Consider the following 24,895-nt stretch of genomic DNA (forward strand, 5'->3'; position numbering starts at 1 on the left):
GAATTTTTAATTAATTTTAAAAGATAAAGTTACTTCCTCTGGCGGAAAACAAGTTTCATTTGAGCAAACCATATACTCAACAGTTCCTTTTATAACAAATTTTTCATTTGTTTTTAATCGAATTCGCTGTGTAAATACGGCTGTATTGTCAAAATATTTAATACGCATTTCAAATATTTCATCATCAATAACTTGTCCTGCACCTTCTTTTGTCACTCCTTGTTTTAAATAGCGCTGATCTCCTGTGAAAGAAAATAAAGTGGGTATTGGCCCACCACTAGCTATTTTTTGAGAATAAATATGCCACTCTTCATCTAAAGTTGCTGTCACTATTAATTCACTTTCTTTTTCTGAAATTTTTTCTACACTCGTAGTCCATTTTATAGGATTATCTAGTTGCCCATAAGAAACAAAACTTAATAGAAAGCTTAAAGCTGTTAGTAATTTACTCATTATTATATGATTAATGGTTTTATTCTATATTTTTCGTAAAAATAACACCTTTCTACATCAAATACGATTACATCAAAAAAAAATTTACTGTAATTTTGAAATTTTAACAAAAAAAAGAGTAATCATTTCTGATTACTCTTTTTAGTAGTAGCGGGAACTGGACTCGAACCAGTGACCTTCGGGTTATGAGCCCGACGAGCTACCTACTGCTCTATCCCGCGATTTGTGGGTGCAAATATACAAGCTTTTATCTTACCTACCAAATAAAATACTGATATTTTTATTTTCAAGCATAAAAAAAGCTTCACATTTCTGTGAAGCTTTTAGCTTAGTAGCGGGAACTGGACTCGAACCAGTGACCTTCGGGTTATGAGCCCGACGAGCTACCTACTGCTCTATCCCGCGATTTCGACTGCAAAACTACAACCTTTTAGCATACCTGCCAAATAAAATGTGTTTTTTATTTATTTTATTTTCAAGCACAAAAAAAGCTTCACATTTCTGTGAAGCTTTTAGCTTAGTAGCGGGAACTGGACTCGAACCAGTGACCTTCGGGTTATGAGCCCGACGAGCTACCTACTGCTCTATCCCGCGATTTCGACTGCAAAGATACGTTCTTTTATTCTATCTACCCTAATAAAATTAACTTTTAAATGAAAAAATTTCTAACTATTACAATAACAGCACTATAAAAAAATTAATTTCTAATTTAAACAACTTATCTTTGCCAAATGACACATAAATCAGGATTTGTAAACATCATCGGAAACCCAAATGTTGGGAAATCAACTTTAATGAACGCATTAGTTGGTGAAAAATTATCAATTATTAGCCCTAAAGCACAAACCACTAGGCATCGTATTTTAGGAATTGTAAATGATGAAAATCATCAAGTTATTTTTTCGGATACTCCAGGAATTTTAAAACCTGCTTATGAATTGCAAAACTCTATGATGGATTTTGTAAAATCAGCTTTTGATGATGCGGATGTCTTAATTTACATGGTGGAAGTTGGCGAAAAAGAACTTAAAAATGAAGCTTTTTTTAAGAGAATTATCCACAGTGAAATTCCTGTTATTTTATTATTAAATAAAATTGACAAATCATCACAAGAAGAGGTTGAAGAAAAAATAGAATACTGGAAAAACAAAGTACCTAATGCTTTTGTATATGTAATTTCGGCTCTAGAAAAATTTAATGTAGATGCTGTTTTTACTAAAATTATAGAACTACTTCCAGCAGGTCCTGCTTTTTATCCGAAGGATCAATTGACAGATAAACCAGAACGTTTTTTTGTAAATGAAAAAATACGTGAGAAAATATTAACCCACTATAAAAAAGAAATTCCGTATGCTATAGAAGTAGAAACAGAAGAGTTTTTTGAAGAGGAAAATATTATCAAAATCCGTTCGGTTATTATGGTAGAACGTGAAACTCAAAAAGGTATTATTATTGGGCATAAAGGATCGGCTCTTAAACGTGTTGGCACAGAGTCTCGTAAAGATTTAGAAGTGTTTTTTGATAAAAAAGTGTTTTTAGAATTGTACGTTAAAGTAAATAAAAACTGGCGCTCTAACGACAAACAATTAAAACGCTTTGGTTATAAAGATTAATTTATTTTTTTTAACAAAGCTTTGGTGAATTTTTTCAATTTATCCATTTGCTTTTTACCTGCCACCTTTCCTAAGCTTCCTACAAAATAAAGCGCTACCCATATAATTGGTAAAACCACCAACATTACTATGGGTAGTATTGCTATTCTTTTTAACGACCAATTACTATAGGCTATAATTCCAAAAATTAAAAAGGCGAATGCTACTATAAAATGTAAAAACATAAAAAAGGTCCAAACTTGTGGTTTTGGACCGAATAATCCTTTTATTTTTGATGTTGTTGCTGTTAATTCTTCTACCTCTAACTGCAATTGAGGCGACCAAAAATGAGCCTCTTTTAATGGTATATCAATAATTACATGTTGGTCTATTACCCTCATTCTATAAGCCGACTCGTCAGATAAATGCTGTTTAATTTCATCGAGCAATACTGCTGAATTCATTTCGAAATCAATTTGAAATCGTGGCTTTAAAAAAATTTGATTGTATAATTGATCATCCATATTATATAAGAGCGTTTAAAAGTTATTGTGCCACAATGTACTAAAAATACGATACTCTTTAAAATTCCACTGTAACTTAGTTGTGTAAGTTGTATCTTTGCAAAAATTTTAGTATAATGAGTAGTATTGTAGCCATTGTTGGAAGACCGAATGTAGGTAAGTCCACTTTATTTAATCGTTTAGTACAACGTCGTGAAGCGATTGTTGATTCTGTAAGTGGAGTAACTAGAGATAGACATTACGGAAAATCTGAATGGAACGGAAAGGAATTTTCGGTAATTGATACTGGTGGATATATTGTCGGTTCTGATGATATTTTTGAAGGAGAAATACGTAAACAAGTTCAGTTAGCTATTGAAGAGGCTGACATCATTGTTTTTGTTGTTGATGTTGAACAAGGTATTACACCTATGGATGACGAAGTTGCAAAAATTTTACGCCAAGTTAAAAAGCCTATTATTATGGCAGTTAACAAGGTTGATAATGCAATGCGTGATGCAGATGCAGTGGAGTTTTACAATCTTGGTTTAGGAGAATATCATACCATTTCATCAATAAATGGTAGTGGAACAGGTGAATTATTAGATGCTGTTGCTAAAGAAATTCCTGAAGAAGAAGAAACAGAAGCAGAAAATGAACTTCCTCGTTTTGCTATTGTAGGACGCCCTAATGCTGGTAAATCATCGTTTATTAATGCGTTAATTGGTGAAGATAGAAATATCGTAACTAATATTGCTGGTACAACCCGTGATTCTATTGATACAAAGTACAATCGTTACGGTTTTGAATTTAACTTAGTAGATACTGCCGGGATTCGTAAAAAATCAAAAGTAAAAGAAGATTTAGAATTTTATTCTGTAATGCGTGCTGTTCGTGCAATTGAACATTGTGATGTTGCCGTGTTAGTAGTAGATGCAACTCGTGATTTTGAAGGACAAGATGAAAAAATATTTTGGCTAGCAGAAAAGAATAAAAAAGGAGTTGTAATACTTGTTAACAAATGGGATTTAGTTGAAAAGGAAACCAATACTATGCGTGATTTTGAAGCACACATTAGAAAGAAAATTGCCCCTTTTAGTGATGTACCAATTGTATTTACTTCGGTATTAACAAAACAACGTATTTTTAAAGCTATTGAAACGGCTGTTGAAGTTTTTGAAAACAGAAAACGTCGTATTCAAACAAGTAAGTTAAACGAAACGATGTTAGAGATTTTAGAACAAAATCCGCCACCTGCAATTAAAGGTAAATACATCAAAATTAAATACTGTATGCAGTTACCTACTTATACGCCACAATTTGCATTTTTTGCAAATTTACCGCAGTATATTAGAGATCCGTACAGACGTTATTTAGAAAATCAATTGCGTCAGCATTATAATTTTAATGGGGTTCCTATTATTATTTATTTTAGACAGAAATAAGTTTACTATAAGTTATTTAGTTAAACTTTTAGACCTCACAGGTTTTTAAAACCTGTGAGGTCTGTTATAATATTTTGCCGTTATTTTTTTTTTGAATAAAATTTAAACAGGCTCTAAAAGTAGTTTTTTCATTTTCTTAGCAAATTATTAAATCAATTTGTAAAAAGAATCTTGAAAAAACTACTTTTTTTTTATGCTTATTTTATCATTATTTATTTAATAAAATAAACAAGTAAACTTTAAATACACTAAATGAGTAACAATGCCTAGCCCCGATTGACGCAGTTGTTTGAGCTCTTTTTTTGATTTTTCTTCAAAAAAAAGCGAGTGCGGAAAGCGGGAAATTGCTTCAAAAAAAATAATTGCTTAGCATTTTGTAAATTTGTAATAGATTTAAGAAAATGATTTCATGGAAATTAGAAAATTAGATGCCTTTAAAGATATTGAATTGCCCTTACAACTAAATATTAGTTTTGAGAAAATATACAATATGCTCAAACAATACGCTAATAACAATGCTAAAGAGCATCCTTACCATGCCTCGGCAAATATCCTTGTTAAAAAAGTAGATAAATATCCTGAACTAATTAACGGTTTTTCTGATATTTCATTGTTAAAAAAACATGAAGATATTATCGATATTTTATTAGATGCCTTGTTTCCTGAAATGTTAACATTAAACGAAATTAAAGCTGCCACAATTCCGTTTTCTTTTACCTCTTTTAAATTTACAAAAAGGCTTAAAAATATTCTTGATAATGCTGGGGATGATTATGTTTTAAAAGTTAGAGATTTTGAAGATGATAAGATGTATATTATGGCATGTACTTTTATTTTAAACATGGTTTACAACTATCCGATTGATTTAAAACGTCCGTTTTATTTTGATATTCCTGATAATGAACTCGATATTATAAAGCATTACAGAGTGGCTTTTAATGCCGATTTTATGGAAATTACGCCTAGTGAAAATGCACCCAAAATTACCGAAGAAGATATTAAAATACTTTTAAATAGCTACGATAATATTGATATTTGGAAAGAGAAATTTCCGCCAAACAGCTATATTTTTAAAGGCTTTGGAATTATGAATTTGTTTGATGTTACTGCCGATGAAAATATATCGTCAATTAGAACAACATTGTTGCAAAAAGATGATGGAAATATTATTCAAAAACTACGCAAAGATTTAAGTGAATTATTTAATATAAAAGGCTTAAAAGTTGGTTTTTCGGTATTTAATAATACTGATTTATCCTTGCAATCTACACATATTAAACGACCTAAAAGTCTTATTTTACTTAAGGATGAAAAAAAAATAGCCTGTACTACTTTTTTTTGCAACCATATAATTACCAAGGTTTTTAAACAGCATGAAATTGTAGCTATTTCTAATACGCAACGCTACGGAAGTGCTTCAAACAATAATGAGTTCTCTCAACGCTTAAAAAAACAAAATATTGGAAGTATATTACTGATTCCTATTAAAGCAAGTGCTAATAATAATTTAGCGCTACTAGAAATAACGGCTCCAAAAGCCTACGAATTAAACTCTGTGAATCAACAAAAGTTAAAAGATATTATTCCTGTTTTTAAAGTAGCTGTTAACCGATCGTCAGAAGAATACTCAAACACTTTAGAGGCCACAATACAAGAACATTACACCTCTTTACACGAAACTGTAAAATGGAAATTTTATCAGGCTGCCGAACAGTATCAAACCGATATTTATGCCGAAAAAGAAAATGTGAAAATTGAACAAATAGTCTTTAATGATGTGTATCCTTTATACGGGCAGTCTGATATAAAAGGTTCTTCTTTTGCCAGAAATGAAGCTATTAAAGATGATTTAATTACCCAACTTACCTTGGCTATTCAGGTACTAAAGGAAGCTTGTGTTTCTGAAAAAATGCCTATTTATAATGAATTAATGTTTCGGGTAAATGATTATTTAAAAGAGGTTGATACTGGCTTAAAATCAGGCGATGAAATTGGGATTTTAGAATTTTTAAAGCGTGAAATTTATCCTGTTTTTAAACATATAAAAACACTGAGCACTAATTTAACCGATGTTGTAAACACCTACATGAATCGTTTAGACAACAGCCTACATGTTGTGTATGAAAAACGAAAAGCATACGAGCAAAGTGTTACTTTGTTAAATGATAAATTAGCAAAATTTATAGATTGTAAGCAGGAGGATGCTCAGGCAATGTTTCCGCATTATTTTGAACGCTATAAAACTGATGGGGTCGAATATAATATGTATATCGGGCAGTCTTTAACCAAAGAGAAAAAATTCGATGAACTGTATTTGTATAACCTTCGATTATGGCAATTGCAACTCATGTGCGAAATGGAAAATGTAGCAAATACTGCTCGTAAATTTATGACGCATGATTTACAGGTTGCTTCGTTAATTTTAGTTCATAGCACACCTTTAGCTATTAAATTTCGATTAGATGAAAAACAATTTGATGTTGATGGTGCCTATAATATTCGCTATGAAATTATTAAAAAAAGAATTGACAAAATACATTTAAAAAACACTAAAGAACGTCTTACGGTTCCTGGTAAAATTGCCATTGTGTATTCACAAGACAAAGATGCTTTAGAATATTTAAAATACATTAAATACCTACAGTCTAAAAATTTACTAGGGACTATTGAAACTTTAGAATTGGAAGATTTACAAGGAGTTTCTGGTTTAAAAGCATTGCGAGTTGCCGTTGTTTATCAAGAAAATTTTGACTGTAAAGAAACCATTACTATTGATGAATTAATGAGTGAATTTAAGTCTTAAAAACAACAATAAATTAGATCATTATTTTCATTTCCTGCAATTGAAAAGCTATTGAAAAAGCAAGTACGCTTACAATAATACCAATCATAAAAACAGTGTAGGTTACGCGTAATAATTTATATTTTCGGTTTAAAACCAAGCCTAAAAAGTATAAATCTTTGGTTAATGAACCGTATAAATAATCACGATCTTTCATCATTTCGTGCATTGCCCATTCAAAATCGGGTAAATTCATTTGATGGAAATTTCCGAAGAATAATAAATTTACTTTCTTATTTGCAACATCTTCTTTGGTAAATTTGCCTTGCGTTACATTTGGTCGGGTGGCAATTATTGATAAAATAATAGAAGCAACGGTAAACAATATAAAAATTAACGACGGAATAATTAAATAATGATTCGTCGGATTATCTAATTTTGGAATTAAAGTCGATAAACTCATCGAAATAATAATAGCATTTACCGATAACAAAATATTTGCCTTGGTATCGGCAATATCGCTTAAAGTAATATGATTTCGAAGTGCCACACGAAACATAGTTTCAATACCTCTTTCGGGCAATTCTACTTTATTTTTTTTAAAAGCTAGTTCTTCTTTTTTATGTTGTAATTTCTTATTTTCTTGTTGTAATTTTTGCTGATTTTTTAATAATTCAGCTAAATTTTTAGATGCTATTTTACTCCAATTTTTAACTGCAAAATCGGTGTAAAAACGATGTTTTGTTAAAAACTGAATATTCTCTTCTGTCCATTTTTCATCAGAAACAACCTTTTGTTTGCTTAACTCCCACTCTTTTCTCAATAACAAGGTGTAATCGCTAAAATTTTTACTTCCTAAATGCGCACAATCAGCATCTTTAATTATTTTCTCTAAATTATTTTGAGGTTTTTCACAAATTTTTGTTGCTAAAATTAATTGTGAAACTTGCAAAATAATAGCTTGAGAAACGCCTTTATCTTTCAAAAAAACTGTTACTATTTTAACACTTTCTTCCTCATGATTTTCGATGGATTCTGTATAACCTGTATCATGAAACCATGCTGCTAACAGTAAACTATTTGATGATTCAACTGTTAATTCTACTTCTTTTATTAATTCTTTCGTTTTTGCTACTACTCGTTGCGTATGAAATACATTATGATATATAAATGAAGTATCTAATTTTTCATTTAATAGCGTAATAACAAAATTTTCAGCTTCAATTAATAAATTTTCCATCAAAAAAAAGTTTTTGCTAAATTAAGCATATTATTCTACTCTTATTAATTGTAATTTTGACAATATAAAAACACCTCTTTTAAGGATGAAAATTTAACATCATACAGAAAAGAAGTAGTACAATTAACCACCAAAATATTTTAATATGCTTACTTGGAAAAATATTATTCACTTTGCGGTAAACGGAAATCCGACACCAATAAAAAGAGTTGAAAAAACCGAAACTCAATGGAAAGAATTATTAACTGATGAACAATTCAGAATTACCCGTTTAAAAGGAACTGAACGTCCTTTTTCTGGAGAATTATGTACTTCTTATGATCAAGGAAAATACAATTGCACTTGTTGTGACACACCTTTATTTGATGCTACTATTAAATTTGATTCCAATTCAGGATGGCCAAGTTTTACCCAACCAATTACCGAAAATGCCATTAAATATCATAGAGATACAACTTTTGGAATGGTACGAGTAGAAGTTTTATGCAATAGTTGTGATGCACATTTAGGACACGTTTTTCCTGATGGACCTGAGCCAAGTGGTTTAAGATATTGCATCAATTCGGAATCAATGATTTTAGATAAAAATTAAAAAAAATCAATTAATGACAAGTAAAAATTTACAAATAGCCACCTTAGGCGGTGGATGTTTTTGGTGTACAGAAGCCGTTTTTCAGGAAGTAAAAGGTATTGAAAAAGTGGTTTCTGGTTATGCTGGCGGAAACGTACCAGGACACCCAACCTATAGAGAAGTTTGTTCTGGATTAACAGGGCATGCCGAAGTAATTCAGCTTACTTTTGATGCTGATATTATTTCATATCAAGATATTTTGATTATTTTTATGACGACTCACAATCCGACAACTTTAAATCAGCAAGGAGCGGATAAAGGAACAGCATATCGTTCTGTAATTTTTTATCATAATGAAGCTCAAAAAGAAATTTCAGAAATTGTTTTAACACAAGTTACTCCTTTTTATGAAGATAAAATTGTTACAGAAGTTAGCCCATATTCTATTTTTTACGAAGCAGAAATAGCGCATCAAAATTATTACAAACAAAACCAAACACAAGGGTATTGTAGTTTTGTTATTTCGCCAAAATTAGCAACACTTCGAAAATTACATGCTCATAAATTAAAGTAATTTACCGTAATTTTGTCAATCCATTTATCCAAACACAAATGAAGCTTAATATTCAAGATACTTTTACAAAAGAATTACCTGCCGATAAAATTTTAGAAAACAGCAGAAGACAAGTTTTAGATGCTTGTTTTTCGTTTGTTGAACCTAAAAAAACAGCAAATCCGAAGTTACTTCATGTTTCCCAAGAGATGTTAACTGCAATTGGATTAACTGAAAAAGATGCTAAATCAGAAGAATTTGTAAATATTTTTACAGGAAATAAAGTCTTAGAAAATACGCATCCATTTGCGATGTGTTATGGCGGACATCAGTTTGGAAATTGGGCAGGACAATTAGGCGATGGTAGAGCCATCAATTTAACCGAAATTGTACACAATAATAAACGCTGGGCAATACAATTAAAAGGTGCTGGAGAAACGCCATATTCAAGAACTGCCGATGGTTTAGCAGTTTTACGCTCATCGGTCAGAGAATATTTATGTAGCGAAGCAATGTTTCATTTGGGCGTTCCAACAACTAGAGCTTTATCGTTAAGTTTATCGGGTGATAATGTGTTGCGAGATATGTTATACAACGGAAATGCAGCCTATGAAAAAGGTGCAATTGTAAGCCGTTTAGCTCCAAGTTTTATTCGTTTTGGAAGTTTTGAAATTTTATCATCTAGAAAAAATTATCCTACTTTAAAAACATTAGCAGACTACACGATAAAACATTTTTATCCTGAAATTACATCCGAAGGAAAACAAAAATACCTCGATTTTTTAACTCAAATAAGAAACCGAACTATTGAAATGATTGTGCATTGGCAACGTGTTGGTTTTGTGCATGGCGTTATGAATACCGACAATATGTCTATCCTCGGATTAACCATCGATTACGGGCCTTACGGATGGTTAGAAGGCTACGATGCTGGCTGGACACCAAATACAACCGATAATCAACATAAAAGATATCGTTACGGAAATCAATCACAAATTGGTGTTTGGAATTTATTTCAATTAGCAAATGCCTTGTTTCCACTTATCGAAGAAGCACCGCCTTTACAAGAAATTTTAGATGAATATGCTGATATTTATCAGAAGCAACAATTGGAAATGATGAAATCGAAAATTGGTTTATTTTCTGAGGATGCTAATGATTATGAATTAATTGGTCGTTTAGAAGAAACGTTGCAATTAACAGAAACTGACATGACTCTTTTCTTTAGAAATTTAGCCTTAATTTCTTCGGATGCTACTTTTGAAACTGCTTTCGATAACATAAAAATCGCATTTTATACGATTATCGAAGTTAAAGATGAAATAAAAAATCATTGGCAAGATTGGTTTAATCGTTATTTAAAAAGATTAAAACAAGAAACGTTATCTGATTCAGCAAAAAAAGAAAAAATGAATGCCGTAAATCCGAAATACGTATTGCGAAATTACATGGCACAATTAGCTATTGATGCTGCCAATAAAGGTGATTATAATTTAATTGATGAATTATATGAATTGTTAAAAAACCCTTATTCAGAGCAACCAAAGCATGAAAAATGGTTTGCAAAACGACCAGAATGGGCTCGTAATAAAATTGGATGTTCTGCATTAAGTTGTAGTTCTTAATCTTATTTTGTTTATCAATAAAAGAATGTAAATTATTTTTACCCTCTAATTAAACAGGTATGAATTTCATTAAAAAATTTAGATATTTAGTGCTTTTTTTTACGGTTATATTATTAAATAATTGTGCTACTTTTAAAGCTCAATATGCAGATAAAAACACTGTAAAAAATATTGAACAAGAAAAAAACAAGCTAAATTCTGATAAAAAAATAGCGCATACTTTTTATTTAATTGGTGACGCAGGTAATTCTGATTTAGGAAAAACATCGCCTGCATTAAAATATTTAAATAAGCATATTGTTACAGCGCCAAAAAATTCAACGTTACTTTTTTTAGGTGATAACGTTTATGAAACAGGAATTCCTTCTAAAAAATCAAAAAAATATCCGTTAGCAAAACATCGAATTAAAGTGCAAACAGCTATTGCTAAAAAATTTGCAGGTAATTCAATTTTTATCCCAGGAAATCATGATTGGTACAACGGTTTGGATGGCTTAAAAAGAGAAGAAAAATTAGTTGAAAAAGCAGTAGGAAAAAACTCTTTTTTACCTGAGAATGGCTGTCCTTTAAAAAAGGTAACTATTTCTAAAGATGTCGTATTAATTATTGTCGATACACATTGGTATGTTACTAACTGGGATAATCATCCAAAAATAAACGACAAATGCGATATAAAAACAAGAAAAAAATTCTTTGATGAATTTAAAGGATTAATTAAAAAATCAAGAGGTAAAACAACAATTATTGCCTTGCATCATCCGATGTTTACCAATGGTTCTCACGGTGGTTATTATTCTTTTAAAAGTCATTTAAGCCCACTTCCTGTTTTAGGAACGCTAAAAAACATCCTAAGAAAAACAACTGGTATTGCCAATGTTGATTTACAAAATAAAAAATATAACGAGCTTAAAAAACACATTACAACTTTAGCGCAAGAAAATAATAAAACCATTTTTGTTTCTGGGCATGAGCATAGTTTACAATACATTGTTGAAGATAATTTACCACAAATAATTAGCGGTTCAGGATCAAAAAGTAGTGCTACTAAATTAGCTGGAGGTGCAAAATTCACTTACGGAAGTCAAGGTTTTGCGCAATTAGATATTTATAAAGACGGGAGCTCTAATGTTCGTTTTTATTCTGTAAATGAACATAAAGTGGTCTATCAAACTAGTATTTTTCCTGCGGATAAAAACAAAAATTTTATTACCTATCCTTATCGAAATATCACAGAAAAATCTGCTAGTATTTATAGCGATAAAGAAGTAAAAAAAACAAAAGTATTCGAATATTTTTGGGGAAAACGTTATCGAAAAGACTTCGGAACAAAAGTAACAGCGCCAACGGTAAATTTAGATACTCTTTTTGGCGGATTAAGACCTGTTAGAAAAGGTGGTGGAAATCAATCTAAATCATTGCGCTTACGCGATAAAAAAGGACGTGAATATGTAATGCGTGCCTTGCGTAAAAATGCGGTTCAATATTTACAAGCCGTTGCTTTTAAAGATCAATATTTAAAGGATCAATTTGATAAAACATATACCGAAAGTTTATTGTTAGACGCATTTACAGGCTCGCATCCGTATGCACCTTTTACCATCGGAACGCTGTCTAAAGCTGCTGGAATTTATCATACAAACCCTGTTTTATATTATATTCCAAAGCAAAATGCATTGGGTTCTTTTAATGCTGAATTTGGCGATGAATTATATATGATTGAAGAACGTGCCGCTTCTGGTCATGGCGATAAAGCGAGTTTTGGTTTTTCTGATAAAATAATTAGTACGGACGATTTATTAAAAAAATTAGCTAAAAGTGAAAAACATATTTTAGATGAACCTGCTTATATAAAAGCTCGTTTGTTTGATATGTTAATTGGCGATTGGGACAGGCACGAAGACCAATGGCGTTGGGCTGTTTTTAAAGAAAATGGACAGACTATTTATCGACCTGTTCCTAGGGATAGAGATCAAGCATTTTCAATTATGGGTGATGGTTTTTTATTAAATATCGCTACCAGAATAATTCCTGCTTTACGTTTAATGAAAGCATATAAAGAAGATTTAAAAAGTCCGAAATGGTTTAATTTAGAGCCGTATCCTTTAGATATGTCTTTAATTAATCAGTCAGATAAAAAGGTTTGGGATGCTCAAGTAAAACAAATTACAGCTACAATTACAGATGAAATTATAACAGAAGCTTTCAATAATTTTTCTGAAGAAGTACAAGGAGAAACAATTAAAATCATCAAGAAAAAATTACAAGGAAGAAGGAAAAATCTGCAAAAAATATCTGATATTTATTTTAATCATATTAATAAATTTCAAGTAATTAAAGGAACGAATAAAGATGATTGGTTTGAAATTAATCGATTGCCAAACGGACAAACAAAGGTTACTGCTTATCGAATTAAAAAAGGAGAAAAAGGAGCTATTTTTCATCAAAGAACTTATAAGCATTCAAAAACTAAAGAAATATGGATTTATGGTTTAGATGATGATGATGTTTTTGTGGTAAAAGGTGATGGAGATAAGTTGATTAAACTTCGAATTATTGGCGGACAGAACAATGATAATTATACTATCAAAAATGGTAAAAAAGTAAAAATTTACGATTATAAATCAAAGAAAAATACTTTTATTACCAATAAAGGACGTAAAAAATTAACAGACGATTACCAAATAAATGTATATGATTATAAAAAATTAAAGAACAATGCCAATGTTTTAGTGCCAATTATTGGCGCAAACCCTGATGACGGTTTTAAAATAGGCGTTTCTAATACTTACACTATTAATGGTTTTGAAAGAAATCCGTTTACAGCACAGCATAAAATTTCTGGGGCATATTATTTTGCCACAGATGGTTTTGAATTAAATTACTCCAATGAATTTGCAAATATTATCGGTAATTGGAATTTAGGATTTAACGCACTATACACAAGCCCTAATTATGCAAAAAATTTCTTCGGATTTGGGAATAATTCTATAAACTTAGAGGCAGATAATTTTAAAAACAAAGATTATAATCGAGTTAAAATAAGTAAATTAATTACAGGTTCTTCGGTTCATTGGAAAAGTGATTTGGATGCAATACTAAAATTAGGAATTAATTATCAATCATTTAAAATTGATAAAACTTCTGGTCGATTTATTACTTCACAAGAGGTAAATTTTAATCATCAAAACTTCTTTAATACTCAAGCTAGTTATCATTTTGAAAATACCGACAATACTGCTTTTACTACCACAGGAATGAAAACAGCACTGCAAATTGGTTATACTTATAATTTAAAAAATAAAAATAGTTTTGCCTATACAATTCCGTCTATTTCTTTTGATTACAAACTAATTCCTAGCGGTCAATTAGTGCTTGCTACAAAATTTAAAGGACATCTTACTTTTGGTAATGATTTTGAGTTTTATCAAGGGGCTAGTTTAGGAGCAAATAACGGATTACGTGGATATAGAAATGAACGTTTTACTGGTAAAAATGCTTTTTATCACAGTACTGATATTCGCCTAAATTTAACCACTTTAAAAACAAGTTTAATTCCTTTATATATTGGAATTTACGGAGGTTTTGATTACGGAAAAGTATGGATGAAAAATATGAATTCCGATACATGGAACACCTCTATTGGTGGAGGTATTTTCTTTAATGCCGCAAATATGATGACAGCTAAAGCTTCTGCATTCAATAGCCACGAAGGCTTACAAATAGCTTTTGCTTTAGGTTTTAATTTTTAAAAAAACAATATATGATTACACAACAAATAGTATTAGTATCAGGGGCTTTATTTGGAGGTTTAGCCGTAATTTTGGGGGCTTTTGGCGCACATGCTTTAAAGAAAATTTTATCTGAAGATCAATTAAAATCGTTTGAAACAGGCGTGAAATATCAAATGTATCACGCCCTTGTTTTATTGTTTATCGGAAGTTATTTTCCTGCTCCAAATCAATTTATGAGTTGGGCTTTTATTCTAGGAATTATGCTATTTTCTTTTAGTATTTACGGCTTAATTTTATCTGATGCCAAAGGAAAAAAAATGTCGTTTTTAGGACCAATTACACCAATCGGCGGTTTGTTATTAGTTATTGGATGGATTATGCTGTTAATACGCTTTATTTAATCAGGGCAAACTCATATAAGTTTCCGCCTTTTCCATGGGCTTTTTCATCGGCAATATAAAGGGTATTGTTATCTTTAAAAGTAATGCTTTCTTTTTGAGAAACATGCCCTAGCGGATATTCTTTAATTTCTCCAGAGAAAAAATCATCGCCTATAAAATTGGTCAATATAAAAACCGATTGACCATTTAATAAGGCTACTTTTTTTCCATCAGAAGTTATTGCTGCTGCGGTAATCCAACAAGGTAAATCATTACAGGTTTCAAAGGTTGAAATACGCTTTGCTACATGATTTCCTTTTTGAGCAGGAACTTTATATAATGTTGTTATTCCGTACTTATTTTTAACCCTACTTTTAGTAAAAATATATAAAAATCCGTTTTTATATAGTAAACTTTCGGCATCAAAAAAACGTTTTTTCTTTTTAGGAGGAAAATTATTTTGTGAAGCATAGGAAAATTTAATTTTTTCGACATCAACAATATCTTTTTCTACTAAGTCTTGGTGCTTTATTTTAAGGATTTTTAAATTTTTACGCTTATTATCGTTATTTCCAAAATCGGCGATATATAGGTTTCCGTTTTCATCGGATGCGATATCTTCCCAATCGTTATTTTTAGCATTTACAGCAACTTCTCTAGTGATTTCACCTGTAATATCAACACCGTAAATAATGGATTTATTTCCGCTATCATTCAGCATCCAAAGTAATTCGTTATTCTTTATTTTTTCGATTCCTGAAACTTCTTCTAGTTGTTTCGGTAAATTACATTTCAGTTTTAATTCGCCAAAGTTTTGACAACTAATTAATGAAATAAAAGCAAGACATATCATTATTATTTTCATAAAAAACACGGTTATTAAGCGCAATGATACGATTTTATTTTTTAGAGAAGTAACTTGTTTGTTTGCATAATTTTAATAATTTGCAAACACCCCTAGCCCCGATTGAAGCTTTGTTTGAGCTCCTTTTTTTGATTTTTTTCAAAAAAAGAGCGAGTGCGGAAAGCGGGAAATTGCTTCAAAAAATAGTTAAAGAAAAAAAGTTCCTCAAAATAAATTTCAAGGAACTCTTTTATATGTTTTTGATGTTTTTGATATTTAATATACTGATTTTAAACCGTTACGCTATGCCCTATTTTTGTGGTATAAGTTTCGCTAATTACAGTACTTACATATTTCCAATTTGAAACGACCGATGCTTGATTTATATGCAATTCCATAAAACCTCTTTGTGAGAAATCGCTATAATTTAAGTCATCGACTAAAAGTTGTAATGCTTTTTCGAGTTGCAATGCTCCTGCGCCTAAATATTTTTCTAATCCTGGTGATGATACCGAACTTGTTGCCAATTCTACCCCTACTTTTTCACCGCTTACATTGGTTAAATCACTTTGCCAAGCATTGTGAGTATCGCCTGCTAAAACAACTACTTTTTTATTTTTGAAACTTGCTAAAAGTGCTTCTCTTTCCATAAAATAACCATCCCAAGCATCTAAATTATATGGTAAAACGGTTTTTATTCTGGCTATTTCTTGAGGCGTTAAACTTGGATCTTTTTTCAAAAATCTTGTTTTGATAATAACCAATTCGGTAATTGCTTTTTGAAAAGCACCAAAAGTTTCCGCCGATGCGCCACCTTTGGTTTCAGCTTCTGCCGAAACACGGGCTAAAATTGGTAATAATTCGGCAGGCATTAACATTTTACCCATTAAAACTTGTTGCCCGATAATTTGCCAACTCGCATTTGATGATGCTATTTGATTTGTAAACCACGTTTTTTGAGTTGTTCCTAGCATGGTTCTGTTAGGGTTTAACCATTCTTTTTGAAAACTAGGAATATCAAATTCTCCTTTTGAAGTGTAGAAATCTGCATAATTTAACTGCTTTTCTCGTCCTATAATTCGAGTATCTAATAAAATTAAATCGGCTAAATTTCCTATTTTTAAATTTCTGTAGATAATTTCATTATCAGCAATATTAGTAGTGTTTGGTAAATATTCGCTGTAAGCTTGTAAGGCGCTATTTTTTCTAGCAGTATAACTTCCTTCGTTTTCTTGATGATTTTCAGCCCCATCTTTATACGAATCGTTTGCTACTTCGTGGTCATCCCAAATACAAATAAAGGGTTTGTTTTGATGCAGGTCTTTTAGCTTGCTATCTGAACGATATTGACGGTAACGGGTTCTGTAATCATCTAAAGAAATTATTTCGCCTTTCGGATTTGGCGTTCTAAATGAACCATAGGTATTTTCGCCATATTCATAAATATAATCGCCTAAATGAACCACCACATCAGCTTCCGATTTATTAATTGCCTCATATACATTAAAATATCCGTAAGCATAATTTGCACAAGAAGTGACGGCTAATTTTACATCCGAAGTTTTAGCTCCAAAGGTTAATGTTTTACCAACTACCGAGGTTGTTTTTTCTTCAATATTGATAAAACGGTAATATAATTTTTGGTTTTCGGCTAATTCTTTTACCTCAACAGCCAGGGTATAATCACGAGAAGCATCGGTAATTACCTCTGATTGTCGTACAATATTTTCAAATTTTTCATCGGTTGCTACTTGCCAGGTAATTGCTACCGAAGGCTTAGTGGTTGTGTAACGTGTCCAAATAATTACCTGTGAATTTGTAGGGTCAAAACTTGCTACGCCTTCATTAAAGTTTTCTTGGGATAAATTAGTAGGAATTGGGTTTGTTATTGGATCATCAGTAGTACAGCTAATAAAGTTTGCTGCGAAAAGTATTCCACCACTTGCTAAAAGAGTATTTTTTAAAAAATTTCTCCTTTTAATGTTTGTTGCCATCTTGTTGTTTTGCTAATTAATTTTCAGCAAAAGTAGTTCAGCTAGTTTTCCTTAAGGTTAATTTAAGTTTATACTACACACTCGTTCTACCAACTTCCAGAAGCACCACCACCACCAAAACTACCACCGCCAAAACCGCCACCAAAGCCACCACCACCGCTTGATGAACCCCCAAAGCTTCCGCCTCCAAAACTACCGCGTCCTGAATTAGTTAAAATTATGGTTTCGAAAATACTGCCAGCACTGCTTGTTTTTCGATATCTTTTTCCACCGCCACGGTTATTTTTATCGCCTCTTGAAATAATAATAAAAAATACGACCATAATAATTATAAAGATGATAATACTAGGGTCAAATTCATCTTTTTCTTTCCTGCTACCTGTATATTCGCCATTTAAGGTTTTGAAAATAGCATCGGCTCCGTTATTTAAACCCGTGTAATAATCACCTTGTTTAAAAGCTGGAATAATGTTTCTTTCGATAATTCTTTTAGAGGTAAAATCGGTTAATAAATGCTCCGTTCCTTTACCTGCTTGAATAGATATTCTACGGTCTTTATGTGCTAATAAAACAAAAACACCATTGTCTTCTTTTGCCTGTCCAAAGCCCCATTTTTCGCCCCAATTAGCCGCTAAATAGTTAATATTTTCACCTTCGGTGGAATTGATAATTGCCACCACTATTTGGGTCGAAGTAGTATCTGAGTATTTAATTAATTTACTTTCTAAACGTGATTTTTGTGAACGAGAAAGCAACCCGACATAATCATAAACACTGGTTTGAAAAGCTGGTTTTTCAGGAATTTTAAAGCCTTGTGAAAAAAGAGTTTGAATGCTTAAAAGTAAAAAAGCAATACTAAGAAACACTATTTTATTCCCTGTTTTTTTTTGAATCATCCTTTCGATATTTTATTAGACAATTCATCTTGATCATCTGTTTGCCAAGGAAAATGAGCTTTTAATTCTTGTCCTGTTTTTAAAATCCCTGCAACAATAGCTTCTTTAAATTCCCCTGTTATAAAATGAGCTTGCATGGTGTTTTTTGTAGTATTCCAAAAGTTTTCAGGCACTACTTTATCAATACCTTTATCGCCATAAATAACAAATTTTTTATCATGTACAGCTACATAAATTAATACCGAATTTTGCAATTTGGTAGCGTCCATTTTTAGCAGATGAAACACTTCTAGCGCACGCTGAGAAGCCACTATATTAGTCGATGCTTCTATATGAACTCTAATTTCACCAGAAGTGTTTTTCTCTGCAATTTGAATAGCAGAAATAATTTCTTGTTCTTCTTGAATAGTAAGAAAATTTTCTACTTGAAGCATTTATTTTTATTTAAAGTTAAAATCGATATTTGGTGCATTTTCAGAACCTCTATCTGATTTGTAACGGTTCATTTCATCAAAATCAAAAAGCCCTGCTAAGAAAGATCCTGGGAATTTTTTGATTAATTTATTGTAAATATTTACGCTTTCGTTAAAACGGTCGCGTGCTACGTTAATTCTGTTTTCTGTTCCTTCTAGTTGGCTTTGTAATTCTAAAAAATTCTTGTTTGCTTTAATATCAGGATAACGCTCAACCGATACTAATAATTTAGATAAAGCTCCACTTAAACCTGCTTGTGCTTTTTGAAATTGCGCCATATTTTCAGGGGTTAAATCGCCCGCATTTATATTTACCGAAGTTGCTTTAGCTCTTGCATTAATAACGCCAATTAACGTACTTTTTTCAAAATCGGCAGCGCCTTGTACGGTTTTTACTAAATTTCCTATTAAATCATTTCTACGTTGGTACGAACTCTCAACATTAGACCAGGTTGTTTTTGCATTTTCTTGATATTCTACAGCAGTATTTTGAAAACCTACTGCCCAATTGTACAATACCAATGCTATTAAGCCTACTATAATAATCGGTATAAATTTTTTCATCTTTTTTTTATTTTTATAATTGATTTTTTATCTTTTGTAAAGTTGCCTTAACAGCCTCTAATCTACTAATAATTTCGTGATTATTTATAACATCTGTTGGGTTTCTCTTTAGCTTCTTTTTAGCGCCTTCTAGGGTAAAACCTCTTTCTTTTACCAGATTGAAAATTAATTTAAAATTTTCAATATCTTCTTTGGTAAATAATCGATTTCCTTTCGGATTTTTTTTAGGTTTAATAATGTCAAATTCTTGTTCCCAAAATCGAATTAATGATACGTTAACGTCAAAAGCTTTTGCTACTTCGCCTATTTTATAATATCTTTTTTCAGGTAATTCTACATACATTTACTTGGCGTGTTATTTGGCTATTTTACTTAAATATTAATCGTATGATTGTCCTTTTTGTTGCGATGCTTTTTGCATTGCTACAAATTCTTCAGGTGTTAAATCGCCATAATAATAATAAATAGGATTTACAGGTCTTCCATTTTTATGTACTTCATAATGCAAGTGAGCTGCTGCTGAACGTCCTGTGTTTCCTACATAACCAATAATATCACCTCTTTTTACTTTCTGCCCTTGTTTCGCTTTTATTTTACTCATGTGAGCGTAGATAGTTTGATAACCGTAACCATGATCTATATAAACCACATTACCAAAGGTAGTACTTCTATGTGCTTTTTTAACCCTTCCGTTTCCTGAAGCAAAAATAGGCGTTCCTTTTGGCGAGGTAAAGTCCATTCCGTTGTGCATTTTCCACGATTTTAAAATAGGATGTAATCGCATACCATAACCCGATGCCATTCTTTTTAAATCTTGGTTTTTTACAGGCTGAATAGCAGGTATTGAGGCTAGCATTTTTTCTTTTTCTTTTGCCAAAGCAACAATTTCATCTAACGATTTTGACTGTACCACCATTTGTTTAGATAGCATTTCTATCTCTTTGGTTACATTAGTAATCATGGCGGTATTTTTAAATCCTTCTAAGTGCTTATACCTATTTACCCCACCAAAACCTGCATTACGCTGCTCTTTAGGTATTGGGCTTGCCTCAAAATAAGTTCGATAAATATTGTCATCTCTTTCTTGCAATTCTGATAAACGCTCCGATAACATTTTTAATTCTTTAGACATCAATTCTGTATGCAGCTTAAAATTTTCAAGTTCTCTTTTTTGAGACCTTTCATTTGGCGACATTAAAAACTGACTAAACCCTATAAAACCAAAAAAGGCAATTAACAAAGCCCCTACAACCCCTAAGAAAGATTTCTTGTAGGTTACGCTTTTTTTAGACTCTATTTTTCGATATGATAAGGTATCGGGGTCATAATAATATTTTACTTTCGCCATAATGCTAAATGTACTATTTTGTACTTTTTTATACTTGCTAAACAAGCTACTTTTTTTTAAAAGTAGTATTTGTAAACACACAAATTTACAAAATGTTTTAAAACTACTTTTAATTAGTTGTTTTTTAATGATAATTTAACAAAAATGCTAAATAAAAAAAGGAACATTAAAAAACGTTCCTTTTATATTTTACCTATTATACCACAATTACAAAAAATTATTCATGGTTTAAAAATCTTGTTTTTTAACTGTTGGATTAAATAATTCAAAAAAACCTAACGCCTTTCTTCCTGTTGCTTTATTTATAATATTCCCTTCTAAATTAGCCGGCGGACCAGAGAATAATTGCGAAAAGAAATCTCCATCGGCAATCTCTTGTGTTTCTATTTGAGTTAAATAACTTTTCAGAAAATTATAGGTGTTAAAGCTTATGCTTGACATTTCAACCTCTACACTATCTGATATATCTTCTATTTCAAAAAAAGCAGCTTCGCCTTCTTCAAAAAACACATCGTTTTCAATTAAAAAATCAGTGAAGATCACATCACCTTGTTTAGTGTAAAAAGTATAGGTTATTAGGTAAAAATCTTTTTTATCTCCTGAAAAATCTTCAAAAGTTATGCGAGTACCTTCATCTTCTTTTGTAATTTTATTTAGTACAACCTTCGGTTTAAATAATTCAGGAACCGACTCTAAAATAGTGCCATCTTCTAAAATTATTTTTATCCAATAATAATTACCCACCATTGGATTAAACTCCTTTTTAATGGCATATTTCCCCTCTTTTTCATCTAAAATTAATACATCAGCTATTTTTTTAGCGGCACTATTTTCTGCTTTGGTATGCAAAGATACTTTTGCGGTATTAATTGGTTTTTTCGTTATTACACTTACAGGTACCGTTTGTTGTAAGTCTACAAAAATTATATTATTTTTTGTTATTCCTCCTCGTACGATTACATGAGGTTCATATATATCATCTAACGGAATGGTTTTTGAGCACCCGAAAAAAGTAAATATGCTTATAAAAATTATGAATAGTATATATGGTGATTTCATTTTTTAAAATTTAAAATTATAGGTAATAAATGGGATTGGAGCGCCAAACAGCGAAAACTGCTTTTTATTTAATGTTTTAGGGATTCCTGCATGTTCATTTTCATTATTAGAAAAAGTATAATAATTAGAAAAAGCATTTTTTCTTCCATAAATATTATAAAAGCCAAAGCTCCAACTTCCTTTCCATTTTGAATGTAAACTAGCCTCTGAGCTGTATGTTAATGAAACATCTAATCGGTGTGTATTTTTCATTCTGTACTTGTTTCTATCAGAATATGTAAAAACAGTTTCATCTTTATTTTTACCATAAATACCCCTTCCTGTTATTATTGTAGTTGGTCGCCCTGACTGAAAAGTGAAAAAAGTTCCCATAGTCCATCTGTCACTAAACTTATAATTAGCCGTTGCATTAAAGATATGAGGCTTGTCATAATTTGATGAAAAATAGGCACCATTATTTATATTTTCTGATGAAAACTCACTAACAGTTTTTCTTTTAGAAACCGAATAGGTATAGTTTAAATTACCTGTTAATTTTCCTTTTGTTTTATGTACCGAAAATTCTGATCCGTAGGCATATCCATTAGCAGGGAGCAATTGTGTTTCTATATTTTTATTGATAAATAAATCGGCATTATTTACGTATTCTACTAAGTTTTTAAAATCTTTATAATAGCCTTCTACCGAAAAATTATAATTTCTGTTTTCACTATCAAAAGCAAACCCAAAAGAATATTGATTTACCGCTAAAGGCTTTACATATTTCCCTGAAAGTTTCCAAACATCAAAAGGCAGCGCAGCACTACTATTACTCATTAAATGTATGTACTGATACATTTTATTATAACCGATTTTTAAAGATTTACGATCGTCAATATCATATTTTAAAGATAAACGAGGTTCAAAACCCCCATATTTTGCGATGGTTTTTCCACTTTTATATTTAACCTGTCCTGTTATTGTACTTGGTGTTTTAGGCAATCCTGAAGCATAAGAAGCCACTTCGTATGGACCTAAATTTCTAAAAATAGCATACCGAGTTCCTACATTCATTGATAATTTATCCCATTTTTTTTCTAGCTCATAATACGGAGCTATCTCTAAGCCCTTTTCTACGGATAAATCTATACTACCTATTGTTTGTTCGGTACTTGTTATTTTGGCTGGAGTAAACCTATAATACGTTCCATGTATTCCGAATCTCATTTTTGTTTCTGGATTCAAATAATAGGTAAAATCTGGTTTAAAAATATAATTTTCTACGGATGATGTCCACTCAAATGCACTTCCTGAATCTGTTTGTGAAGGACCATCATTTTGAGCAGCTAACGCATATTTATACGAACTATAAATAGTTGATAAATTCATAAATAGCTTATTAGAAAACACATGATTCCAACGTAAACTTGTAGTTGCGTTATTCCATGAAAAACTTATTTCACCCGCTGGTTCTGTTGTTTCTGTTTGCGTTTGTTCGTCATATTCTGTTTCTTCTTCTGCCTTAAATTTCATTACATCTTTACCAAAATACCCTGATAAAAACAACGTATTATTGTCGTTTATATTCCAAGATAATTTTGTGTTTAAGTCATAAAAGTACATTTTTTGATTTTTTAAATCCTCTCCTGCTAACGGAAAAAACAAATCAAAATAAGTTCTACGCCCAGATACTAAAAAACTAAGTTTATCTTTTTTTATCGGTCCTTCTAGGGTTACTCTTGAAAATAACAAACCAACACCTCCTTCTGCTTTAAAAATTTTAGAACTTCCTTCTTTTTGTCGCATATCTAAAACAGAAGAAGCTCTACCTCCAAAACGTGCAGGAATACCTCCTTTATAAAATTTTAAATCTTTTAAGGCATCGGCATTAATTGCCGAAAAAAGCCCCCATAAATGAGACGAATTATACAATGGCGCTTCATCTAAAAGCAACAAATTTTGATCAATATTACCACCTCTAACATTAAATCCTGAAGCGCCCTCGCCTACTGTACTAACGCCTGGCTGTGTTAAAACTGCCCTAGTTATATCGGGCTCACCAAAAAATGCAGGAAGCTTTTTAACCTCAGCAGCTCTCAAACTAGAAACCCCTGTTAAAATTGTTCTTACTTGACTTTTACTCGTATTCGTTGATTTTACAACAACTTCTTCTAAGGCATTTTCGGCTAAAGTTAATTCAAAATTTCGCTTAATATTATTACTTAAATCTACCTTAATTTCTTTACTTTTGTACCCTACATAAGAAATTTGTAAAACATAAATACCCTTTAAAATTGTCATCGAATAAAAACCATATTCATTGGTTGTAGTTCCTTTTAAAGCATCTTTTATTACAATATTAGCGCCTAATAAAGTTTCGCCAGTTGTAGCGTCTTTTACGGTTCCACTAATGCTATATTTTTGTTCTGCTGTTTTTAAAATAGTACTGTTTTTATTTTCTTTAGATAAAATTATTAATGTATTTTTTACCTGATATTTTATCGCTGTATTTCTAAACAATAATTTTATAGCTTTATCAAGTTCTTTATTAACAACATTAATCGTAAATTTTTGCTGAATATTAACTTCATCATTATTAAAAACAAAGCTATAATCTGTTTGTTTTTCTATTTGATTTAAAATGATTTCTAAAGTGGTATTTTTATAACTAAGTGTTACTTTATTTTGAGAAAAAGTACTTGTTGCTGCTATTTGCAAGCAAAAGAATAAACAAATTGATAGTGTGGCTTTCATTAAAAACGCATGTTTTTGGGATACATTTTTTACCCCTAATAAAGTTATAAATTGTTTGTTTTTCATAAATTTGAATGTTGTTAAATGGTTTTGTTCAGTTAAAATTTAA

Annotated in this window: 20 protein-coding genes and 3 tRNA genes; 8 read left to right on the plus strand and 15 right to left on the minus strand. The window is 31.1% G+C overall.

Annotated elements, in window-relative coordinates; genetic code table 11:
• Positions 1-6: 6 nt before the first annotated feature.
• The 4 genes from DPIF8902391_RS08395 to DPIF8902391_RS08410 form a co-directional block, all read right to left on the minus strand.
• Positions 7-453: a protein-disulfide reductase DsbD domain-containing protein gene (locus tag DPIF8902391_RS08395; protein WP_172505556.1), complete on the minus strand. Its 447-nt coding sequence runs from the start codon at positions 451-453 to the stop codon at positions 7-9.
• A gap of 148 nt (positions 454-601) precedes the next feature.
• Positions 602-674: transfer RNA gene (locus tag DPIF8902391_RS08400), tRNA-Met, on the minus strand.
• Between the two features lie 111 nt (positions 675-785).
• Positions 786-858, minus strand: a tRNA-Met gene (locus tag DPIF8902391_RS08405).
• A gap of 116 nt (positions 859-974) precedes the next feature.
• A tRNA-Met gene (locus tag DPIF8902391_RS08410) sits at positions 975-1,047 on the minus strand.
• Between the two features lie 137 nt (positions 1,048-1,184).
• Here DPIF8902391_RS08410 and era point away from each other — a divergent pair.
• The gene (gene era, locus DPIF8902391_RS08415) at positions 1,185-2,066 is read left to right on the plus strand and encodes a GTPase Era (protein ID WP_058884282.1); all 882 of its coding nucleotides are present in this window, start codon (positions 1,185-1,187) and stop codon (positions 2,064-2,066) included.
• Here the strand turns inward: era and DPIF8902391_RS08420 are convergent.
• Positions 2,063-2,569 (minus strand): GTP-binding protein, encoded by a 507-nt coding sequence (locus DPIF8902391_RS08420; protein ID WP_172505557.1) that lies wholly within the window; start codon positions 2,567-2,569, stop codon positions 2,063-2,065. The genes era and DPIF8902391_RS08420 overlap by 4 nt on opposite strands.
• A gap of 116 nt (positions 2,570-2,685) precedes the next feature.
• Here DPIF8902391_RS08420 and der point away from each other — a divergent pair, with 116 nt between their 5' ends.
• Both der and DPIF8902391_RS08430 read left to right on the plus strand, forming a co-directional pair.
• On the plus strand, positions 2,686-3,993 hold the full coding sequence (der, locus tag DPIF8902391_RS08425) for a ribosome biogenesis GTPase Der (protein WP_172505558.1): 1,308 nt from the start codon (positions 2,686-2,688) through the stop codon (positions 3,991-3,993).
• Positions 3,994-4,402: 409 nt separating this feature from the next.
• Positions 4,403-6,796, plus strand: coding sequence for a hypothetical protein (locus DPIF8902391_RS08430; protein ID WP_058884279.1), 2,394 nt, complete (start codon positions 4,403-4,405; stop codon positions 6,794-6,796).
• Positions 6,797-6,809: 13 nt separating this feature from the next.
• Here the strand turns inward: DPIF8902391_RS08430 and DPIF8902391_RS08435 are convergent, their stop codons facing one another.
• Entirely contained in the window at positions 6,810-8,015 is a 1,206-nt protein-coding gene (locus tag DPIF8902391_RS08435; RefSeq protein WP_172505559.1) for a Pycsar system effector family protein, read from the minus strand.
• A gap of 145 nt (positions 8,016-8,160) precedes the next feature.
• Here DPIF8902391_RS08435 and msrB point away from each other — a divergent pair, with 145 nt between their 5' ends.
• From msrB to DPIF8902391_RS08460, 5 genes are read left to right on the plus strand one after another with little or no spacing between them, the layout of a single operon-like run.
• Positions 8,161-8,607, plus strand: a complete 447-nt coding sequence (gene msrB / locus DPIF8902391_RS08440) for a peptide-methionine (R)-S-oxide reductase MsrB (protein ID WP_172505560.1) — start codon at positions 8,161-8,163, stop codon at positions 8,605-8,607.
• A gap of 13 nt (positions 8,608-8,620) precedes the next feature.
• Complete coding sequence (gene msrA / locus DPIF8902391_RS08445; RefSeq protein WP_172505561.1) at positions 8,621-9,160, plus strand: peptide-methionine (S)-S-oxide reductase MsrA; 540 nt, start codon at positions 8,621-8,623, stop codon at positions 9,158-9,160.
• Positions 9,161-9,198: 38 nt separating this feature from the next.
• Positions 9,199-10,764 (plus strand): protein adenylyltransferase SelO, encoded by a 1,566-nt coding sequence (locus tag DPIF8902391_RS08450; RefSeq protein WP_172505562.1) that lies wholly within the window; start codon positions 9,199-9,201, stop codon positions 10,762-10,764.
• Between the two features lie 59 nt (positions 10,765-10,823).
• Positions 10,824-14,513, plus strand: a complete 3,690-nt coding sequence (locus tag DPIF8902391_RS08455; protein WP_172505563.1) for a metallophosphoesterase — start codon at positions 10,824-10,826, stop codon at positions 14,511-14,513.
• Between the two features lie 11 nt (positions 14,514-14,524).
• On the plus strand, positions 14,525-14,896 hold the full coding sequence (locus DPIF8902391_RS08460; RefSeq protein WP_058884274.1) for a DUF423 domain-containing protein: 372 nt from the start codon (positions 14,525-14,527) through the stop codon (positions 14,894-14,896).
• Here the strand turns inward: DPIF8902391_RS08460 and DPIF8902391_RS08465 are convergent.
• From DPIF8902391_RS08465 to DPIF8902391_RS08505, 9 genes are all read right to left on the minus strand, one after another.
• The gene (locus DPIF8902391_RS08465; protein ID WP_232122761.1) at positions 14,889-15,740 is read right to left on the minus strand and encodes an NHL repeat-containing protein; all 852 of its coding nucleotides are present in this window, start codon (positions 15,738-15,740) and stop codon (positions 14,889-14,891) included. The two genes, DPIF8902391_RS08460 and DPIF8902391_RS08465, sit on opposite strands and share 8 nt — an antisense overlap.
• A 269-nt stretch (positions 15,741-16,009) precedes the next feature.
• Complete coding sequence (locus DPIF8902391_RS08470; protein ID WP_172505564.1) at positions 16,010-17,713, minus strand: alkaline phosphatase D family protein; 1,704 nt, start codon at positions 17,711-17,713, stop codon at positions 16,010-16,012.
• 86 nt (positions 17,714-17,799) lie between these two features.
• A complete protein-coding gene (locus DPIF8902391_RS08475; RefSeq protein ID WP_172505565.1) occupies positions 17,800-18,609 on the minus strand; it encodes a TPM domain-containing protein in 810 nt (269 codons plus the stop codon).
• Positions 18,606-19,043 (minus strand): TPM domain-containing protein, encoded by a 438-nt coding sequence (locus tag DPIF8902391_RS08480; protein WP_172505566.1) that lies wholly within the window; start codon positions 19,041-19,043, stop codon positions 18,606-18,608. Before DPIF8902391_RS08480 ends, DPIF8902391_RS08475 begins: the two co-directional genes overlap by 4 nt.
• A gap of 6 nt (positions 19,044-19,049) precedes the next feature.
• The gene (locus DPIF8902391_RS08485; RefSeq protein ID WP_172505567.1) at positions 19,050-19,646 is read right to left on the minus strand and encodes a LemA family protein; all 597 of its coding nucleotides are present in this window, start codon (positions 19,644-19,646) and stop codon (positions 19,050-19,052) included.
• Between the two features lie 13 nt (positions 19,647-19,659).
• Positions 19,660-19,989, minus strand: a complete 330-nt coding sequence (locus DPIF8902391_RS08490) for a MerR family transcriptional regulator (protein ID WP_058884269.1) — start codon at positions 19,987-19,989, stop codon at positions 19,660-19,662.
• A 36-nt stretch (positions 19,990-20,025) separates the two neighbouring features.
• Entirely contained in the window at positions 20,026-20,994 is a 969-nt protein-coding gene (locus DPIF8902391_RS08495; RefSeq protein WP_058884268.1) for a M23 family metallopeptidase, read from the minus strand.
• Positions 20,995-21,222: 228 nt separating this feature from the next.
• Entirely contained in the window at positions 21,223-22,053 is an 831-nt protein-coding gene (locus tag DPIF8902391_RS08500; RefSeq protein WP_058884267.1) for a DUF4249 family protein, read from the minus strand.
• A 3-nt stretch (positions 22,054-22,056) separates the two neighbouring features.
• Positions 22,057-24,852, minus strand: a complete 2,796-nt coding sequence (locus tag DPIF8902391_RS08505; protein WP_058884266.1) for a TonB-dependent receptor — start codon at positions 24,850-24,852, stop codon at positions 22,057-22,059.
• Positions 24,853-24,895: the final 43 nt, after the last annotated feature.

The organism is Tenacibaculum finnmarkense genomovar ulcerans, from assembly GCF_900239495.1.
In the GTDB taxonomy this organism is placed as follows: Bacteria; Bacteroidota; Bacteroidia; order Flavobacteriales; family Flavobacteriaceae; genus Polaribacter; species Polaribacter ulcerans.

Bases quoted from the DNA above. Each gene is read 5' to 3' on its own strand.
- DPIF8902391_RS08395 (WP_172505556.1), bottom strand. From the start codon at position 453: ATGAGTAAATTACTAACAGCTTTAAGCTTTCTATTAAGTTTTGTTTCT.
- era (WP_058884282.1), top strand. From the start codon at position 1,185: ATGACACATAAATCAGGATTTGTAAACATCATCGGAAACCCAAATGTT.
- DPIF8902391_RS08420 (WP_172505557.1), bottom strand. From the start codon at position 2,569: ATGGATGATCAATTATACAATCAAATTTTTTTAAAGCCACGATTTCAA.
- der (WP_172505558.1), top strand. From the start codon at position 2,686: ATGAGTAGTATTGTAGCCATTGTTGGAAGACCGAATGTAGGTAAGTCC.
- DPIF8902391_RS08430 (WP_058884279.1), top strand. From the start codon at position 4,403: ATGGAAATTAGAAAATTAGATGCCTTTAAAGATATTGAATTGCCCTTA.
- DPIF8902391_RS08435 (WP_172505559.1), bottom strand. From the start codon at position 8,015: ATGGAAAATTTATTAATTGAAGCTGAAAATTTTGTTATTACGCTATTA.
- msrB (WP_172505560.1), top strand. From the start codon at position 8,161: ATGCTTACTTGGAAAAATATTATTCACTTTGCGGTAAACGGAAATCCG.
- msrA (WP_172505561.1), top strand. From the start codon at position 8,621: ATGACAAGTAAAAATTTACAAATAGCCACCTTAGGCGGTGGATGTTTT.
- DPIF8902391_RS08450 (WP_172505562.1), top strand. From the start codon at position 9,199: ATGAAGCTTAATATTCAAGATACTTTTACAAAAGAATTACCTGCCGAT.
- DPIF8902391_RS08455 (WP_172505563.1), top strand. From the start codon at position 10,824: ATGAATTTCATTAAAAAATTTAGATATTTAGTGCTTTTTTTTACGGTT.
- DPIF8902391_RS08460 (WP_058884274.1), top strand. From the start codon at position 14,525: ATGATTACACAACAAATAGTATTAGTATCAGGGGCTTTATTTGGAGGT.
- DPIF8902391_RS08465 (WP_232122761.1), bottom strand. From the start codon at position 15,740: ATGAAAATAATAATGATATGTCTTGCTTTTATTTCATTAATTAGTTGT.
- DPIF8902391_RS08470 (WP_172505564.1), bottom strand. From the start codon at position 17,713: ATGGCAACAAACATTAAAAGGAGAAATTTTTTAAAAAATACTCTTTTA.
- DPIF8902391_RS08475 (WP_172505565.1), bottom strand. From the start codon at position 18,609: ATGATTCAAAAAAAAACAGGGAATAAAATAGTGTTTCTTAGTATTGCT.
- DPIF8902391_RS08480 (WP_172505566.1), bottom strand. From the start codon at position 19,043: ATGCTTCAAGTAGAAAATTTTCTTACTATTCAAGAAGAACAAGAAATT.
- DPIF8902391_RS08485 (WP_172505567.1), bottom strand. From the start codon at position 19,646: ATGAAAAAATTTATACCGATTATTATAGTAGGCTTAATAGCATTGGTA.
- DPIF8902391_RS08490 (WP_058884269.1), bottom strand. From the start codon at position 19,989: ATGTATGTAGAATTACCTGAAAAAAGATATTATAAAATAGGCGAAGTA.
- DPIF8902391_RS08495 (WP_058884268.1), bottom strand. From the start codon at position 20,994: ATGGCGAAAGTAAAATATTATTATGACCCCGATACCTTATCATATCGA.
- DPIF8902391_RS08500 (WP_058884267.1), bottom strand. From the start codon at position 22,053: ATGAAATCACCATATATACTATTCATAATTTTTATAAGCATATTTACT.
- DPIF8902391_RS08505 (WP_058884266.1), bottom strand. From the start codon at position 24,852: ATGAAAAACAAACAATTTATAACTTTATTAGGGGTAAAAAATGTATCC.